The sequence below is a fragment of the Streptomyces sp. SAJ15 genome, from assembly GCF_007595705.1.
Classification (GTDB): domain Bacteria; phylum Actinomycetota; class Actinomycetes; order Streptomycetales; family Streptomycetaceae; genus Streptomyces.
The window spans coordinates 105,157-122,348 of record NZ_NISY01000011.1 but is presented as its reverse complement, the minus strand read 5'-3'; the positions used below and the strand labels follow the sequence as shown (position 1 = coordinate 122,348).

Genomic DNA, 17,192 nt, shown 5'->3' with positions numbered 1-17,192 from the left:
AATTACGCCGAATGCCTGAAGCGGAGGTGGATCTCACTCGTACGACATATATATGTCGTGAACGGGTCAGGACATCGCCGCCCGTAACGCTTCCAATTTCCTCTGACACCTCTCAGGTCGGAGGAATGCCCCATGGGACACATGGCACACGCAGCACGCTCAGCACGCGCCACGCACCAGCCGGAGCTTCGGGCCGCCGCCGCACGTCTGGGACGCCGCCGGTTCCTCACCGTCACCTCGGCCGCCGCGGCCCTCGCCTTCAGCACCAACCTGCCGAGCGCGCACGCGGCGGAGCTGACGCCGCACAGCCTCCCGGAGGACCCGTTCACCCTCGGGGTGGCCTCCGGCGACCCGCTGCCGGACTCCGTGCTGCTGTGGACGCGGCTGGCCCCGCGCCCGTACGAGCCGCGCGGCGGGCTGCCCGCCGAGGGCGTGGTGCGGGTGGAGTGGGAGATCTGCCGCGACGACCGGTTCAGACGCGTGGCCCGGCGCGGCACCGCCGCCGCGCACGCCGCGTTCGACTACGCCGTGCACGTGGAGGCGGACGGCCTCGCCCCCGGCCGGGACTACTGGTACCGCTTCCGCGTCGGCTCCTGGACCAGCCCGGCCGGCCGCACCCGCACCGCCCCGGCCCGCCGCGCCCACGTCGACCAGGGCCGCTTCGGGCTGATCTCCTGCCAGGCGTACCACGACGGCTACTACACGGCCCTCGGACACCTCGCGGACGAGGACCTCGACGCCGTCTTCCACGTCGGCGACTACCTCTACGAGTACGCGGTCAACGCGGTCGGCGGCGCCCGCAAGTACACCGACCGCACACTTCCGGACATCTTCAACCGCGAGACCCTCACCCTGGAGGACTACCGGCTGCGCTACGCGCTCTACAAGACCGACCCGGAGCTCCAGGCCGCGCACGCCGCCTTCCCCTGGTTCGTCACCTGGGACGACCACGAGACCGAGAACAACTACGCCGGCGACACGGACGAGAACGGCAACCCGCCGGAGGAGTTCCTGCTACGCCGGGCCGCCGCCTACCGCGCGTACTGGGAGAACATGCCGCTGCGCCGGCCGCACCGGCCCGACGGTCCCGACATGCGGCTCTACCGCCGCTTCCACCACGGGCGGCTCGCCCAGTTCGACATCCTCGACACCCGGCAGTACCGGTCCGACCAGGCGTACGGCGACGGCTGGCAGTACCCGGGCCCCGAGTCCGAGGACCCGAGCCGCACCATGATCGGCGCCGCCCAGGAGCGCTGGCTGCTGCACGGCTTCCGGCGCTCCACCGCCACCTGGAACGTGCTGCCGCAGCAGGTCACCTTCTGCCGCCGCAAGGACACCACCGCCGCCCGCTCCAAGCTCAGCATGGACGCCTGGGACGGCTACCCGGCATCCCGGCAGCGGATCCTCGACGGCGTCGAGCAGGCCGGCATCGACAACCTGATCGTCCTCACCGGCGACGTCCACGTCTCGTACGCCATGGACATCAAGCGCGACTTCGGCGACCCGTCCTCCCGCACCCTCGGCGTCGAGATCGTCGGCACCTCCGTCAGCAGCGGCAGGAACGGCGCCGACAAGCCGTCCAACTGGGCCACCTTCATGGCCGCCAACCCGCACATGAAGTTCTACAACGGCCGCCGCGGCTACGTCCTCCTCACCCTCGACGAGGACCAGGCCCGCGCCGACTACCGGACGGTCTCCCCTGTGACCACCCCTGGCGGCGTGGTCACCACCGCCGCCTCCTTCATCACCGAGTCGGGCAACCCGGGGCTCCAAGCCGTGTGACCCCCGTCGGGCCCGCGGCTCCGCAGCACCGTTGGCCGGCCGGAGCGGAGTCGTCCGATCCGTGGCGAAGATCCGTAAATACGACGGCACCGGATGAGAACATAGTGTCCGCTTCAACGACCCTTGGAGAGCTGCTGCATGGCGGACACCGGACGCTCCACCACGCCCGACGGCATACCCGACACACCCGATGCGACCTCCGCTCCGGAGGGGGCCCGGCCCGCAGGCCCGGCCCCCTCCGACGCCGCGGCTCCCTCCGGCACCATGCCCCGTTGCGGCGCCGCGGCCCCGTCCGATCCGGCCGGTGCCGCGCACACGCTCGCGCAGCGCCGCACCGGGCTGCTCACCACCCTCGTGCTCGGCGGCCTCACCGCGCTCCCTCCGCTCTCCATGGACATGTACCTCCCGGCACTGCCCGAGGTCACCGACGCGCTGCACAGCCCCGCCGCCACCGTGCAGCTCACCCTCACCGCCTGCCTGGCCGGCATGGCGCTCGGCCAGCTGGTGGTCGGGCCGATGAGCGACAAGTGGGGCCGCCGCCGGCCGCTGCTCATCGGCATGGTCATCTACGTCCTGGCCACCGCCGTCTGCGCCTTCGCCACCAACGCCCCGCTGCTCGTCGGCTTCCGCCTGGTGCAGGGGCTCGCCGGGGCCTCCGGGATCGTGATCGCCCGCGCCGTGGTCCGCGACCTGTACGACGGCGTCGCCATGGCCCGATTCTTCTCCACCCTGATGCTGATCTCCGGCACCGCGCCGATCATCGCGCCCCTCATCGGCGGTCAGGTGCTGCGCTTCACCGACTGGCGCGGCATCTTCATCGTGCTCACCGTCGTCGGCGCCGTGCTCTCCTTCGTCGTCTGGCGCTGGCTGGACGAGACGCTTCCGCCCGAGCGGCGGCACAGCGGCGGGCTCCGCCAGGCCCTGCACACCATGCGCGGGCTGCTCGCCGACCGCGTCTTCGCCGGCTACATGCTCGCGGGCGGCTTCGCCTTCGCCGCGCTCTTCGCGTACATCTCCGGCTCCTCCTTCGTCATCCAGGAGATCTACGGCGCCTCCCCGCAGACCTTCAGCCTGCTCTTCGGGCTCAACTCGGTCGGCCTCGTCGCCTTCGGCCAGCTCAACGGCAAGGTGCTGGTCGGCCGGGTCAACCTCGACCGGGTGGTGACGGCCGGACTCGCCATCATCACCCTCGCCGCCGGCGCGCTGCTGGTGATGGTCTCGGGGGTCTTCGGTCGGCCGGGGCTGGCCCTCGTGGCGGGCGCGCTCTTCGTGCTCATGTCCGCCATGGGTCTGGTGCTGCCCAACACCAACGCCCAGGCCCTCCAGCGCGCCGGGCACGCCGCCGGCTCCGCCTCCGCGCTGCTGGGCACGGCCTCCTTTCTGGTCGGCGCGATCGCCTCGCCGCTGGTCGGGATCGCCGGCGAGCACACCGCCGTGCCCATGGCCGCCGTCCAGCTGGGCTCCGCACTCGCGGCCGCGCTGTGCTTCGTGGCACTGTGCCGCCCGTGGCAGCAGCAGAGCGACTACGAGCGGCAGGGCTAGCACGCGCGACAGCGCTGGACGACCTGGTCCGCGAGGTGGCGAGCCTCCCCGTGGGGGTGCCTTCCACGGCGGTGCCTCCCGCGGCGGCGTCTTCCGAGGGGGCGCCGCCCGAGGAGGTGACGCCCCTCGAAGCGCGGCCCTGGTGTGCCGGAGCCGTCGTCTACGCCGGGCGGTCCCGGACCACCCTCGCCCACGAGGGCTTCGGCTGGGCGGTGCGCTACGCCTCCTACGACGCGGGGACCGACCGGGGCGTGGAGCTGCCCCCGGCCGCCCGGGTGCCCGCCCGGCCCGACACCCTCTTCGACCTCGCCTCGCTGACCAAGCTGTTCACCGCGGTCGTCGCCGTGCGGTGCGTGGAGCGGGGCGCGCTCGACCTGGACGGCCGCGTCGCCTCGTACGCCCCCGAGTTCACGGCCGCCGCCCGGCACGGGATCACCCTGCGGCAGTTGCTCACCCACACCTCCGGGCTACGGCCCGAACTGCCGCTGTACGCGTGCGCGGGCGAGGCGGAGCGGGAGGCGATGCTGCGTACGGAGGAGCCCGTGGGCGAGGTGGGGGCGGCGCGCGGCTACTCCGACCTGAACCTGCTGATCCTGCAGCGGGTGCTGGAGCGCGTCACGGGCCGACCGCTGGACGCGCTGGTGCGGGACCTGGTCACCGGACCGCTGGGCATGGACGACACCCGCTTCAACCCGCCGGCCGACCTCCTCCCGCGCATCGCCGCCACCGAGGACCAGCGACGGCCCTGGGCCAAGCTCGACCGGGGGATGCTGCGCGGGGTGGTGCACGACGAGAACGCCCATGCGATGGGCGGCGTGGCCGGGCACGCGGGGCTGTTCTCCACCGCCGGTGATCTGGCGCGGCTGTGCCGGGCGCTGCTGGGCGGCGGGGCGTACGAGGGCCGCCGGGTGCTGGCGGCGTCCTCCGTGGAGCTGATGCTGACCGCGCCGGGGCTGGGCTTCGAGGTCGACCAGCCGTGGTTCATGGGAGAGCTGGCGGGCCGGGGCGCGGCGGGCCACACGGGTTTCACGGGGACGAGCCTGGTCGTGGACCGGGCGACCGACTCGTTCGTGGTGTTGCTCGCCAACACCGTCCACCCACGGCGGCGGCCCCCGGTGAACACGCCGCGCGCGGCGGTGGCCACGGCCCTGGCGCGGGCCGTGGGGGCGGGAGCGGGCCCGGACGGGCGCTGAGGTCGCGTGTCGGACGGCCCGACCCCTCCACGGAAGCAGCGGGTCGGGTGCGGGCCGGAAGGGCCGGAAGGGGTGAGGGGGCGACCCCTCGGTCGGGCCCCCCCGACGGGTAAACTCGTGCGAATGCACGCATCCGCTTCCGAGGCCGCCCACACCGGCGACACCCTCCGCGCCACCCTGGCGCACCTGCTCGACGGCCTGCCGCCCCGGCAGGCGGCCCAGGCGGTGGAGCGGCTGATCGCGAACTACCGGGGGCGGATCCCGACGGACGCCCCGGTGCTGCGGGACCGCTCGGACGTGGCCGCGTACGCCGCGTACCGGATGCCGGCGACGTACGAGGCGGTGTGCGCGGCGCTGGCCGCGTTCGCGGACGCGGTGCCGGACTGGGCGCCGGGCAGCCATGTCGACGTCGGCGGCGGGACCGGGGCCGCCACCTGGGCCGTGGCCGCGACCTGGGGCGGCGAACGGCCGGTGACCGTGCTCGACTGGGCGGAGCCGGCCCTCGCCCTGGGACGGGAGATCGCCGCGGCGAACCCGGCGCTGACGTCCGTCGAGTGGCGCCGCGCCCGCATCGGGGCGCAACTCGCCGTCGACGCCGCGGACCTGGTCACGGTCTCCTACGTGCTCAACGAGCTCACCGAGGCCGATCGCGGCTCCCTGGTGGCCGCCGTCGCGGCCGCCGCGCAGGCCGTGGTGATCATCGAGCCGGGCACCCCCGACGGCTACGCCCGCGTCATCGAGGCCCGCGACCGGCTGGTCGCCGCCGGCTTCCACATCGCCGCGCCCTGTCCGCACAGCGCCGCCTGCCCGATCGTGCCCGGCTCGGACTGGTGCCACTTCGCGGCGCGGGTGAGCCGCTCCTCGCTGCACCGGCAGGTGAAGGGCGGCTCGCTGTCGTACGAGGACGAGAAGTTCAGCTACGTCGCCGCCACCCGCTTCCCGGTGGCGCCGGCGCCGTCCCGCGTGGTGCGCAAGCCCCAGATCCGCAAGGGACAGGTGCTGTTGGAGCTGTGCACGGCGGAGGAGGGGCTGCGCCGGGAGAACGTCACCAAGCGGCACGGTCCGCTGTACCGCGCCGCCCGTGACGCCGACTGGGGCGACGCCTGGCCGCCCTCGGAGCCGCGCGACTAGGTGCGGAGCTCCTGGGTGCAGCACTTGACGCTGCCGCCGCCCTTGAGGAGCTCGCTCAGGTCCATGCCGATCGGCTCGTAGCCCCGCTGCCGCAGCGGCTCGAAGAGACCCACCGCGGCCTGCGGCAGCAGCACGTGCCGGCCGTCGCTCACGGCGTTGAGCCCCAGGGCCGCCGCGTCCGCCTCGGTGGCGATGAGCGCGTCGGGGAAGAGTCGCTCCAGCACGGCCCGGCTGCCGGGGGAGAACGCTCCCGGGTAGTACATGACCTCGGTGTCGGTGGAGTCGTCGAGCACGCAGAGCGCCGTGTCCAGGTGGTAGTAGCGCGGGTCGACCAGGTCCAGGCCGATGACCGGGCGGCCGAAGAACTCCTGGGCCTCGGGGTGGGAGAGCGGGCTGGAGCGGAAGCCCCGGCCGGCCAGCAGCCAGGAGGAGGTGACGGCGAAATCCCCCTCGCCCTCGTTGATGTGCTCCGGCTCGCGGACGTCCGTGTACCCGTGGGTGTGGAACCACTCGCGGTGCGCCACGGCCTCGCCGGTGCGCTCGGCGTGGGCGAACCGGGCGCCGAGGATCCGGCCCTCGACGACGGTGGCGCCGTTGGCCGCGTAAACCATGTCGGGCAGGTCGCGGCGGGGTTCGAGCTCCTCGACGGTGTGGCCCAGGGCCCGGTACCGGTCCCGCAGGTCCTCCCACTGGGCGAGGGCGAGGCGGAGGTCCACCGGCTTGGCCGGGTCCATCCAGGGGTTGATGGAGTAGGTCACCTTGAAGTAGGTGGGCGGGCACATCAGATAGCGGCGCGCGGTGGCGCGGCGCACGGTGGTACGCAAGGACAAGGGAGGCTCCTCACGAGGGTGTCGAGCGCGCACGTGGCTGCGTGCGCGCTCAGATCGTCCACCCTCGCGCCCCGCTACGCATGGACCGTACGGGTGGTCTAACTTTCCCTCAAAGATCCCCCGTCCCGGCCTTGTTGAAGCTTGCGCAGCAGCTCCCTTTTCTGCGCCAGGGGGTCCATGCCGCCCCGTCCGCCCACGCTGTCGCGGCGGCCGCCGCGCATCGCCGAACGGGGGACGTTGGCGCGGGGTCCGCCGACGCCGAGCATCGCGCTTCCTTTGCCCTTGCTCATACCGCTCATCTCCTCGGGGTCGTGCGTCATCACATGAGACGGTCCGTCTTGCGACGTCCGACGAGACGAGTGTGAAGCGAGACGTATCGTCTTGTCAAGACGATACGTCTCGCCTCGTGCTTGGTACATTGAACCCATGGCCAACAAGACAGCCCCCGACGCCAGCCGTCGCAGCGAACGCTCCCGGCGCGCGATCCTCGACGCCTCCCTCGAACTCGTCGGCGAGGTCGGCTACCCGAAGCTCACCATCGAGGCGATCGCCGCCCGCGCGGGCGTCGGCAAGCAGACCATCTACCGCTGGTGGCCCTCGAAGGCCGCCGTGCTCCTCGACGCCTTCGTCGCGCTCACCGAGGAGGCCGCGGGCGGCCCGGACGTCAGCTACGAGATCCCCGACACCGGGGACCTGGAAGCGGACCTCAAGATGGTCCTGCGGGCCACCGTCGACGAGATGAGCGACCCCCGCTACGAGCGGGCCTCCCGCGCGCTGGCCGCCGAGGGCGTGATCAACGCCGAGCTGGCCGTCCAGTTCGTGGAGCGGATCCTGGAGCCGCAGCTCCAGCTCTATGTGAAGCGGCTGCGCGCCGCCCAGGAGGCCGGACAGGCGGAGCCCTCGTTCGACCCCCGGATCGCCCTGGAGCTGCTGGTCGGCCCGCTGGCCCACCGCTGGCTGCTGCGCACCCGCCCGATGACCCACGCGTACGCCGACGCGGTGGTGGAGCTGGCGCTGCGCGGCATCACCCCCCGGTAGTCCGGTAGCGGGCGGCCACCGGGGTGTGCGTCAGCAGCCCCGGGGCGTCCGTGATGATGCCGTCGCAGCCCAGCGCCAGCATCCGGTCGCGTGCCGCCGGGGTGTTCACCGTGTGCGCCCACACCCGCGGGATGCCCGAGCGCAGCGCCCGGCGCAGGTCCCGCTCCCGGGCCCGGTGGTCCACGTCCAGCAGTTCGACGAAGCCCCGCCAGGCCGCCGGGTCGTCCTCGCGCAGCTGCGCGGCCGAGCGCCACAGCTGCGCCATCAGCCCCAGCCCGGCGGCCTCGCGCGCCACCTCCGGCGAGTTGGTGTTGACGAAGACCGAGCGGGTCAGCCGGCGCTCCTTCACCAGCTCCGCGAGGCGGGGCAGCCCGACCGGGTCCTTGGCCTCGATCATCAGCCGCCTACGGCCGCCGAACCGGTCCAGCACCTCGGCCACCGTCGGCGGCGCCTCGGGCGCCCAGTCGCTCGGCAGGGACGGGTCCGGGCGCAGTATCACGCGTCGCCACTGGGGGAGGGTCAACCGGTTCACCGGGCCGCTCTGGAAGGTGGTGCGGTCCAGGGTCGCGTCATGCATCACCACCGGTGTCCCGTCCCGCAGCACCCGGCTGTCGAAGTCCAGCACCTGGGCCTCGCCGCGCACGAAGGCGGTGGTCAGGCCGGCCATGCTGTTCTCCGGCACCTCCAGCGCGCCACCCCGGTGCGCGGTGTAGGTGATGCGCGGGAGCGCGGGCAGCGAGCGGGAGCTGTGGCCGGGTGCGCGCCGGGCCCGGTGGTCGTGCGCCCGCTCGACCTCCAGTTGCCGTCCACGCTGCCGTTCTCGCTGGATCGGGGCGGCCGGCCCGATGATCGGCAGCGAGAGTGCCAGCATGACGGCGCCCGCGAGCAGAGATCTTGCGACCATAAAAGAAACGCTAGGCGTGAGAATTCGGTTATGCCCGGTAATGGCGCCCGGAAGAGAAGTGTCTCGGCCACCCCGGATGCGGACACCGGCCACCTCGGGAGCAGGATGGTGGCAGCATTGATCGGGTAACCGGGTGGTTGGCGATGCGCCGTAGAGCGAGCCGTTAAGCGAGGCGATAGATGGAACGCAAGGGCAGGTTCTCCCAGTGGCTGCGCCGACCGAGGGGCGGAGCCGGCGGCGATTCCGGCCCGGGCGCGGGCGCGGCGGGCGCCCGCGCGGACCTGCTGCTGGCCGCTGCCGCAGCCGGTTTCCCCCTCGCTCCGGCCGCCCATCCGGACGGCTACGGCTGTTCGTGTGACCGCATCGGCTGTCCCACCCCGGCCCGACATCCCATCTCCTTCGCCTGGCAGACACAGGCCACCACGGACGCCGAGAAGGTCGGCCAGTGGCTGAACAACCAGCCGGAGGCCAACTTCATCACCGCCACCGGCATCACCCACGACGTGCTGGACGTCCCCGCGGACGCCGGGCGGCAGGCCCTGGAGCGGCTCGGCGAGGCGGGCGTCGAGGTGGGCCCGGTGGCCACCACCAGCGCGGATCTCCACGAAAGCCGGATGCTCTTCTTCACCGCCACCCGCGGCACCCCCGAGGACGAGGACGAGTGGTGGCCCTGCGAGCTGGACTGCCACCCCGAGACGATGGACGAGCACCCGCTGCTGCGCTGGCACTGCCGGGGCAGCTATGTGCTGATGCCGCCCGCCCGACTGCCGGGCGAGGGGCACGTGGCCTGGCTGCTCGGCCCCGAGCGGCCGCTTCCCGACCCGCTGACCCTGCTGGAGGCGCTCACCGACGCGTGCGCGCAGTACGCGGGCGACCGGCAGGAACAGCACGGTACGGCGGCGTGGCCGATGGGGCGCTAGCCGTTTCGGGCTGGTGCCCTGGCGCCCTGGCGCTCTGCGGTGGGGCCCTGGTGCCTCGGGGTACGCGCCGCGATGTGGGGGTGCCGTGGGGGGTTGTCGGTCGGCTGCGGGTTGGTTGTGGCTTGTCGCGCAGTTCCCCGCGCCCCTTCGGGGCGGGCCCCCGAGCAGGGCTCGGGAGGTGCCGTGGGGGGTTATGAGGTCGGCTACTCGCCCTTGGCTGCCGTGACCTGTTCCAGGCGGTTGAGGAAGACCACGCGGGGGTCGGTCCCGGCCTTGGCCGGGACCCGCACCGTGGACTCGAAGACCCGGGTCAGCGTCACCGACTTCTTCGCCTCGCCGGTCATCAGCGCCTTGATCTGCGGGTCGGGGTTGGGCCGGAAGCCCTTGGCCATGGTCTGCTTCTGGCGGTGGTGCGAGGCGAAGAAGACCACTGCCCCGCCGTCCTTGGTGCGCAGCGCCACCGGCGCCAGTCCGGAGTCCTCCGTCGGCGTGTCGATGTACTCGGTCCAGAACTTCGGCGTACGCAGCAGCTTCTTGCGCTCCGCCCGCATCCGCGAGGTGGCGGGCCCGTCCGCGAAGACGCGGCCCTCACCGGTCATCAGATAGTCGGTGTACTCCTTGCTCAGCGCGCCCGGGGCGACCGCGAGCCCCGAGCCGCCGCCGGTCGGGACCGGCTTCGCCCAGCCGTCCTCGTCGGTCGCGAACCGCGGCATCTCGTCCTGGCCGAGGATCGACAGATACGCCACCCGCCACGGCTCGTCCGCCCCACCGCGGGTGAAGACCAGCAGCCAGCGGTTGCTGACGCCCGCCGGGTCGCGGTTGCTCCTGGTGTCGGCGACGAAGAACTTCGGCCAGCCGACCTGTCGGGGGACGAGGTACCGGGCGTCGCTCAGCTCCAGCGGCGCGAAGCCCGGATTGCCCTTGCCGTCCCGGTCGTTGGCGCGCTGCGCGGTCAGGTCGGCGACGCCGATCTGGGCCAGCGGGCCGGTCTCGACCCGGCGGATCAGCTCCGGGTCGAGCTCGCGGTAGGCCCTGTTGTAGGTGTCGGTGAACTTCTTGAGCGCCTTGGGCGCCTCAGCCCTGTCCACCGAGGGGATGTTCTCCCGCTCCCCGTGCACCGTCATGCATCCGGTCAGCGCCGGCGCCAGCGTCAGCAGTGCCGCCGCGGCTGCCAGAGTCATCCGCCGCCGACGGGGCGACCTGCGTCTCATGGGACTCCGGCTCCTTCTGCGCTGCTGTGGCCGCTGCTCGATTCGGCGCCACCCTACCGGGGGCGAGGAAGAGCGCCAGGGTGGGGATCAGATAGAGCGTCCACACCGTGACCTGCAACCAGGTCGGGTTCGGCTGGAAGTTGAACGTCCCCTTCAGCAGCGTTCCGTACCAGCTGTCCGGCGGGACGGTGTCGCTGATGTCGAACGCCCGGTGGTTCAGCCCCGGCAGGAAGCGCGCCTCCTGGAGATCGTGGAAGCCGTAGGCGAGCACGCCGGCGGCCACCACCACCAGCGCCCCACCGGTCCAGGTGAAGAACTTCGCCAGGTTGATCCGCAGCGCGCCCCGGTAGAAGAGCCAGCCCATGACCACCGCGGAGGCGATGCCCAGCAGGGCGCCGACCAGCGGGTCCGTGCCGCCGCCCGCCGCGTGCACCGCGCGCCACACGAACAGCGAGGTCTCGATGCCCTCCCGGCCCACCGCCAGGAAGGCGGTGGCCACCAGCGCGCCGGTGCCCACGGCCAGCGCCGCGTCCAGCTTCCCGTGCAGCTCCGCCTTGAGGTGCCGGGCGGTGCGCCGCATCCAGAAGACCATCCACGTCACCAGGCCCACGGCGACGATGGACAGGCCCCCGCCGATCAGCTCCTGGGCCTCGAAGGTCAGCTCCTGGGTGCCGAACTCCAGGCCCGCGCCGAAGCCGAGGCTGACGGTGACCGCGATGGCCACGCCGATCCAGATGGGGAGTAGCTTGTCCCTGTTGCCGGTCTTGACCAGGTACGCGACCAGGATGCAGACCACCAGGGACGCCTCCAGGCCCTCGCGCAGGCCGGTCAGGTAGTTGGCGAACACGTCGGGTCCCTTCGATGAGATCAGGAGAAGAGCGCGCGGCCCCACCAGTCGTCCGTGTCCCGGACGCCCGGCGGAACGGCGAACAGCGCCGAACCCACGTGCTGGATGTACTCGTTGAGCGCGTCGGAGCGCGCCAGGTTGGTCTGCACGGGGATGAAGCCGCCGCGCACGTCGCGCTGGTAGGCGAGGAAGAACAGCCCGGCGTCCAGCCGGCCCAGCCCGTCCGTGCCGTCGGTGAAGGAGTAGCCGCGGCGCAGGATCGTCGCCCCGCCGTTGACGTCCGGGTGCGCCAGCCGTACGTGCGCGTCGGGCAGCATCGCCTTCAGGTTGGGCTCGTCGCGCTCGCGCCGCCGGCCCACCGGGGCGCCCTCGGCCTTGTCCCGCCCGAAGATGTCCTCCTGCTCCTTGAGCGAGGTGCGGTCCCAGGTCTCGATGTGCATCCGGATGCGGCGCGCCACCAGGTAGGAGCCGCCGGCCATCCAGTCCGGGCCGTCCTTGGGCGACACCCAGACGTGCCGGGCGAGGGCGGCGTCGTCGGTGCCCGCGATGTTCCGGGTGCCGTCCTTGAACCCCATCATGTTGCGCGGGGTCTGGGCCTCCGGGGTGGTCGAGGAGGTCTTGCCGAAGCCCAGCTGCGACCAGCGGATCGCCACCTTGCCCATGCCGATGCGGGCCAGGTTGCGGATCGCGTGCACCGCGACCTGCGGGTCGTCGGCGCACGCCTGGACGCAGAGGTCGCCGCCGCTGCGGGCCGGGTCGAGGTTGTCGCCGGGGAAGGCGGGCAGCTCCACCAGGGCCTCGGGGCGCCGCTTCTTGAGGCCGAAGCGGTCCTTGCCCTTGCGGTCGGTGAAGAGGGTGGGACCGAAGCCGATGGTGAGGGTGAGTCGGGAGGGCTTGAGGCCCAGCGCCTCGCCGGTGTCGTCCGGCGGGGCCTCCGCCAGCCCGCCGACGGCTCCCTCGCCGACCGGGTGACCCCGCGTCATCCGCTCCGCCGCCCGTGTCCACTCCTTCAGCAGGGAGATCAGCGCGTCGCGGTCGTCGGTGGTGACGTCGAAGGCGGCGAAGTGCAGCCGGTCCTGGACGGCTGTGGCGATGCCGGCCTGATGGGCGCCGTGGAAGGGCACCGCGGCCCCGGCCTCGGACACCGGCCGGGTGGCCGGGTCGCCGTCGCCGGCCAGGGCGACCGCCGTGCCGCCCGCCGCGGCGGCGCCGAGCGCCAGTCCGGCCCCGCCCCAGCCGAGCAGGGCCCGGCGCGACGGCGTCGTGCGCTCCGGCTCCGGATTGTCCTGGCGTTCCTGAGACTCGGACACGGCCGACCCCCCTTGAGGTGTTGGTACGGATGTGGTGCCCGGGCGGTGTGCCACCCCTGCGGAGTGGCATACCGCCGCGCGGGCCCGAGGGCTACTTCGCCGGCTTGACGACCGCGGCGGCGAGCTTGGACAGCGGCTCGGCCAGCGCGTTGACGGTGTCCGAGAGCTGCTTGCGCTTCGCCTTGCTGATCTTGTCGTCGTAGGCCACGAACCCGTCGCCCTCGCGGTAGCCGTCGAGGTGCTTCTTGACGGCGGCGAACTGCTTGTCGAGCTCCTCGACCAGCTCCGGGTCACTCTCGCCGGCGACCTTGCGCAGCAGGGAGTACGAGGTCTCCGCGCCCTCCACGTTGGCCTGGATGTCCACCAGGTCGGTGTGGCTGTAGCGCTCCTCCTCGCCGGTGACCTTGCCGGTCTGCACCTCGTCCAGCAGTTCCTTGGCGCCGTTGGCCATGGAGGTGGGGGTGAGTTCGGCCTTGCCCACCCGCTTCTGCCAGTCCTTCAGGTCGGTGACGAGCTGCTCGGCCAGCTTCTTGTCCTCAGCGGTGATCTTCTTCTCGACCCACAGGGACTTCTCCAGCCGGTGCCAGCCGGTCCACTTCGCGCCCTTGTCCACGCCGTCCTCGCGCAGGTCGACCTTGGGGTCGATGTCGCCGAAGGACTCGGCGACCGGCTCGGTGCGCTCCCAGCCGACGCGGGACGGGGCGTACGCCTTCTTGGCGGCCTCGACGTCGCCGTCCTCGATCGCGGCGGCGAACTTCTCGACCAGCGGCAGGGTCTCGTCGGCCTGCTTCTGGACGTAGGCGCGGTACGCGGCCACGGCCTCGTCCAACCGCGGGTCCCGCTTGACGGGGGTGCCCTTGCCGGTGACCGTGACCTTCTGCCGGATGCCGTCGCCCTTCATGCCGGGCTTGCAGGCGATCTCGTAGCTGCCGGCCTTCACCTCGGCGGTGATGGTGGTCTTGGTGCCCGGCCCGATGTTCTCCCGCTCGGTGACGATCCGGTCGCCGGGGGCGTAGATGTAGACCTCGGTGACCTTGGAGCCCTTGTTCTCCACGGCGAGCGCGACCTGGCCGGCCGGGAAGCTGGTCCTCGACACCTCGCAGGCGTCGTCGGATGCCTTGACCTGGATGGCGTCCGAGCCCTTGGCGTCGGACTTCTCGGAACATCCGGCGACGGCGGTGAGCGCGGCGGCCGCCGCGAGGGCGGTGACGGCGGAGGAGCGAACGGCTCTCATACGGGGCTCCAGGCTGGCTCAAAAAAGCGGACGGCTCGGGTAAGGCCGCCCTAACTTAGCTGAGGCTTGCCTGCCTGGTTCCCCTCTCGTCTCATGAATAAGTCCGTAAACAGCAAAGATTTAGCCATCTCGGCGTGGCAGAACCAGCAGGGCGCCCGTTCGTGGGTGTCGCAACACCTCGATCGGCTGCCGGTAGACCCGGCTGAGCAACTCTGCGTCGAAGACCTCGGCCGGCGGCCCGTCGGCCGCCACCCGACCCTCGTGCAACACCGCCACCCGGTCCGCGTAGGCGGCGGCCAGCCCCAGATCGTGCAGCACCACCACCACCGCGTCCCCGGCGGCCGCCCGCTCCCGACACAGCCGCAGCACCAGCTCCTGATGGCGCAGGTCGAGCGCGGCGGTCGGCTCGTCCAGCAGCAGCAGGCCGGTGCGTTGGGCCAGCACCCGGGCGAGTGCGACCCGCGCCCGCTCACCCCCGGAGAGGGCCGAGAACGGCCGCCCGGCGAACTCGGCCACCTCGGCCGCGGCCAGCGCGGCACGCACCGCCTCGTCGTCCTCGTCCTCGGCCGCCGTGCCCGCCCAGGGCGCACGCCCCATCCGCACCACCTCCTCCACCGTGAACGGGAAGGAGAGGGTCGCGGACTGCGGCAGCACCGCCCGCCGCAGCGCCAGTTCGCGCGCCGACCAGTCGTCCACCGGCCGGCCCGCGATCCGCACGGTCCCGCTCTCCGCGGCCAGATCGGCGGCGAGCGCGGCCAACAGCGTCGACTTGCCCGCCCCGTTGGGCCCCACCAGCGCCAGCACCTCGCCCGCCGTGACCCGCAGATCGACCTGGGCGAGTACGGTGCGCTCCGCCAGCCGTACCCGCGCCCCGTCCACCTCGGCGACCGTGTCGCCGGGGGAGGGCGGCTCCGGCAGACCGGGGGTGCGGGCCGCGAACAGTCCGCGCCCCGGGGGCCGGGCGGCGACCCGGGCCCCGTCGCGGGCCGGGGTGCGGGTGGTCCGGGTGCGGGTCATGCCCAGCCTCCCTGCTTGCGCCGCGTCCCGCGCAGCAGCCAGAAGAAGAACGGACTGCCGAAGAGCGCGGTCAGCACGCCCAGCGGCAGCTCGGCGGGGGCGGCCACGGTGCGCGCCGCCAGGTCCGCGGCGACCAGCACCAGCGCGCCGCCCAGGGCGCTGCCCGGAATGAGGAAGCGGTGCCCGGGGCCCGCCGCCATCCGCAGCACGTGCGGCACCAGCAGCCCGACGAAGCTGATGATCCCCGCCACGGCCACCGCGGCCGCGGTCAGCAGCGCCACGATCAGGATGACCGTCAGCCGCAGCCGCTCCACCTCCACGCCCAGATGACGCGCCGGCCGCTCGCCCAGCGCCAGCAGGTCGATCCGCCGCGCGTAGCACGGCGCGGCCAGCAGCCCGACCAGGGCGCACGGCAGCACGGCCAGCACCTTGGGCCAGGTCGCCTGGGCCAGCGAGCCCAGCTGCCAGAAGGTGATCTGGGTGATCTGCGCGTTGTCGGCGTAGAAGACGAAGAGCCCGATGAGCGCGCCGGCGAAGGCGTTCACCGCGATGCCGGTGAGGATCAGGGTGACGACCTCGGAGCGGCCGTCCGCCCGCGCCAGCACGTAGACCAGGGTCACGGTGAGCAGACCGGCGACGAACGCGCAGGCGGTCACCGTCCAGTTGCCCAGGAAGTGCAGCCCGAAGGCGATCGAGCAGACCGCGCCCACGGCGGCGCCGGCGGAGATGCCGATCACCCCCGGTTCGGCGAGCGGGTTCCCGAAGACGCCCTGCATCAGCGCCCCCGCGCAGCCGAGCGAGGCGCCGACCAGCAGCGCCAGCACCACCCGCGGCAGCCGGACGTTCCACAGCACGCTTTCCGCGACCCGGTCCAGCGGGGCGCCGCCGAGCCCGACGCGGTGCAGCAGGGAGTCCAGGACGCCGCGGAGCGGGATCTCGTAGGCGCCGTGGCCGGCCGAGACCAGCGCCAGCACGACCAGGGCGGCCGTCAGGACGGCGGTGAGCAGCGCGGCCCGGCCGCGGCGCCGTGGGCGCCCCGCCTTCGGGTCGCTCACACCCGACGGCTTCGCGGCGACGTCCTCGTCCAGGAGGGTCACGAGCCGTCCTCGTACAGCTGGTCGACGATGCTCCGCAGCACCTCGTCGGTGCGCGGGCCGTAGTTGAGCAGCACGCCGTCCTCGACGGTCACGACGCGGCGGTCCATCCCGGCCGGGGTCTCGGCGACGCCCGGCACCTTCAGCAGCCCGTCCATGCCGCCGACCGAGGCGAGCCCCTTGGTCATCACCAGGATCGCGTCCGGCGCGGCCTTGACGAGGGCCTCGCTGGTGATGGGCGTGAAGTCCTTCTCCAGCCCGGACTCCTCGCCCGCGTCGACCGCGCCCGCGGCCTCCAGCAGCGAGCCGGCGCCGGAGTCGGCCCCGCCGAGCAGATAGACGGAGGCCGAGCCGCGGAGGTAGAGGAAGGCGACGCGCGGCTTCTCCTCGCGGGCGGGGATCCGCTCGCGCGCCTTCCGCAACCGCTGCTCGGTGCGCTGACGCAGCCGGTCGCCGGCCTTCGTGACGCCGAGCGCCGCGGCGACCCGGTCGATCCGGGTGCCGACGTCGGACAGCTTCTTGGCCGGGTCGAGCACGATGAGCGGCACTCCCGCGTCCCGTATCTGCTCGATCGCCTCGTCGGGGCCGGTGGAGGACTCGGCGAGCACTACGGTGGGCTTGAGGGACAGCACGCTCTCGGCGGAGACGTCGTGCGCGCGGGTGACCACCGGGAGCTTCTTCGCCTGCGCGAAGGTGGCGGTGACATCGCGGGCCACCACCCGGTCGCCGAGCCCGAGGCTGAAGACGATCTCGGAGACCGCGCCGGTGAGCGGGACGATGCGATCGGTGCTGCGGACGGTCACGGTGTGGCCGTCGGCGGATTCGACGGTGACGGGGAGCGCGGGGCTCGGCGGGACGCCGGTGAGCGGCTCCACGCGGTCGGCTGTCTGGGAGCGCGCCGTGGGAGTTTCTGACGCTCCGTCGCCATCGCCGCTTCCGCAGCCGGTCAGTCCCGCCGTCAGGGCCAGGGTGAGGACGGCGGCGAGGGCGCCGAGGGTGCGCGGGCGGCCCAAGGCCCCACCCGCCGACTGCCGTTGGTCCACTGTCCGGCCTTTCACTCTGGTCGCTCCGTTCTCGCTCTGGATTCCCTGACGGATCATGACTTAGGTTAGCCTTACCTTGGTCATTCCGGATAGGGA

At 72.8% G+C, this 17,192-nt stretch carries 16 protein-coding genes; 6 read left to right on the top strand and 10 right to left on the bottom strand.

Going from position 1 to position 17,192, the window contains the following annotated elements; all coding sequences use genetic code 11:
* Positions 1-141: 141 nt before the first annotated feature.
* From CD790_RS24770 to CD790_RS24755, 4 genes are all read left to right on the top strand, one after another.
* Complete coding sequence (locus CD790_RS24770; protein WP_144385545.1) at positions 142-1,782, top strand: alkaline phosphatase; 1,641 nt, start codon at positions 142-144, stop codon at positions 1,780-1,782.
* 138 nt (positions 1,783-1,920) lie between these two features.
* Positions 1,921-3,324: a multidrug effflux MFS transporter gene (locus CD790_RS24765; protein ID WP_186319213.1), complete on the top strand. Its 1,404-nt coding sequence runs from the start codon at positions 1,921-1,923 to the stop codon at positions 3,322-3,324.
* Between the two features lie 116 nt (positions 3,325-3,440).
* Complete coding sequence (locus tag CD790_RS24760; RefSeq protein ID WP_144385544.1) at positions 3,441-4,517, top strand: serine hydrolase; 1,077 nt, start codon at positions 3,441-3,443, stop codon at positions 4,515-4,517.
* A 123-nt stretch (positions 4,518-4,640) separates the two neighbouring features.
* Entirely contained in the window at positions 4,641-5,648 is a 1,008-nt protein-coding gene (locus CD790_RS24755; RefSeq protein WP_144385543.1) for a small ribosomal subunit Rsm22 family protein, read from the top strand.
* Here CD790_RS24755 and ddaH read toward each other — a convergent pair.
* Together ddaH and CD790_RS24745 are read right to left on the bottom strand one after the other, a co-directional pair.
* Positions 5,645-6,472 (bottom strand): dimethylargininase, encoded by an 828-nt coding sequence (gene ddaH / locus CD790_RS24750; RefSeq protein WP_399218192.1) that lies wholly within the window; start codon positions 6,470-6,472, stop codon positions 5,645-5,647. The genes CD790_RS24755 and ddaH overlap by 4 nt on opposite strands.
* Before the next feature lie 104 nt (positions 6,473-6,576).
* Positions 6,577-6,768 carry a DUF6243 family protein gene (locus tag CD790_RS24745; protein ID WP_144385542.1) on the bottom strand — a complete coding sequence of 64 codons (192 nt, stop codon included), beginning with the start codon at positions 6,766-6,768 and terminating at the stop codon, positions 6,577-6,579.
* A 136-nt stretch (positions 6,769-6,904) separates the two neighbouring features.
* On the opposite strand from CD790_RS24745, the gene CD790_RS24740 reads away from it, so the two are divergent.
* Positions 6,905-7,516 (top strand): TetR/AcrR family transcriptional regulator, encoded by a 612-nt coding sequence (locus tag CD790_RS24740; RefSeq protein ID WP_144385541.1) that lies wholly within the window; start codon positions 6,905-6,907, stop codon positions 7,514-7,516.
* Here CD790_RS24740 and CD790_RS24735 read toward each other — a convergent pair.
* A complete protein-coding gene (locus CD790_RS24735) occupies positions 7,503-8,420 on the bottom strand; it encodes a glycerophosphodiester phosphodiesterase (protein WP_144385540.1) in 918 nt (305 codons plus the stop codon). The two genes, CD790_RS24740 and CD790_RS24735, sit on opposite strands and share 14 nt — an antisense overlap.
* Positions 8,421-8,599: 179 nt before the next feature.
* On the opposite strand from CD790_RS24735, the gene CD790_RS24730 reads away from it, so the two are divergent.
* Positions 8,600-9,340, top strand: coding sequence for a bifunctional DNA primase/polymerase (locus CD790_RS24730; protein WP_144385539.1), 741 nt, complete (start codon positions 8,600-8,602; stop codon positions 9,338-9,340).
* A 203-nt stretch (positions 9,341-9,543) separates the two neighbouring features.
* Here CD790_RS24730 and CD790_RS24725 read toward each other — a convergent pair whose 3' ends face one another.
* The 7 genes from CD790_RS24725 to CD790_RS24695 all read right to left on the bottom strand — a co-directional run bounded on the left by CD790_RS24725 (position 9,544) and on the right by CD790_RS24695 (position 17,153).
* Positions 9,544-10,464, bottom strand: coding sequence for a hypothetical protein (locus tag CD790_RS24725; protein ID WP_186319220.1), 921 nt, complete (start codon positions 10,462-10,464; stop codon positions 9,544-9,546).
* Positions 10,415-11,398: an iron uptake transporter permease EfeU gene (gene efeU, locus CD790_RS24720; RefSeq protein ID WP_144385538.1), complete on the bottom strand. Its 984-nt coding sequence runs from the start codon at positions 11,396-11,398 to the stop codon at positions 10,415-10,417. The genes CD790_RS24725 and efeU overlap by 50 nt, the downstream gene beginning before the upstream one ends.
* Positions 11,399-11,418: 20 nt before the next feature.
* Complete coding sequence (efeB, locus tag CD790_RS24715) at positions 11,419-12,708, bottom strand: iron uptake transporter deferrochelatase/peroxidase subunit (RefSeq protein ID WP_144385537.1); 1,290 nt, start codon at positions 12,706-12,708, stop codon at positions 11,419-11,421.
* Between the two features lie 91 nt (positions 12,709-12,799).
* The gene (gene efeO / locus CD790_RS24710; protein ID WP_144385536.1) at positions 12,800-13,942 is read right to left on the bottom strand and encodes an iron uptake system protein EfeO; all 1,143 of its coding nucleotides are present in this window, start codon (positions 13,940-13,942) and stop codon (positions 12,800-12,802) included.
* 120 nt (positions 13,943-14,062) lie between these two features.
* Positions 14,063-14,959, bottom strand: coding sequence for a heme ABC transporter ATP-binding protein (locus CD790_RS24705; protein ID WP_144385535.1), 897 nt, complete (start codon positions 14,957-14,959; stop codon positions 14,063-14,065).
* The gene (locus CD790_RS24700) at positions 14,956-16,056 is read right to left on the bottom strand and encodes a FecCD family ABC transporter permease (RefSeq protein WP_399218168.1); all 1,101 of its coding nucleotides are present in this window, start codon (positions 16,054-16,056) and stop codon (positions 14,956-14,958) included. The genes CD790_RS24705 and CD790_RS24700 overlap by 4 nt, the downstream gene beginning before the upstream one ends.
* The gene (locus tag CD790_RS24695) at positions 16,053-17,153 is read right to left on the bottom strand and encodes a hemin ABC transporter substrate-binding protein (protein ID WP_144385534.1); all 1,101 of its coding nucleotides are present in this window, start codon (positions 17,151-17,153) and stop codon (positions 16,053-16,055) included. Before CD790_RS24695 ends, CD790_RS24700 begins: the two co-directional genes overlap by 4 nt.
* Between the last annotated feature and the right edge of the window lie 39 nt (positions 17,154-17,192).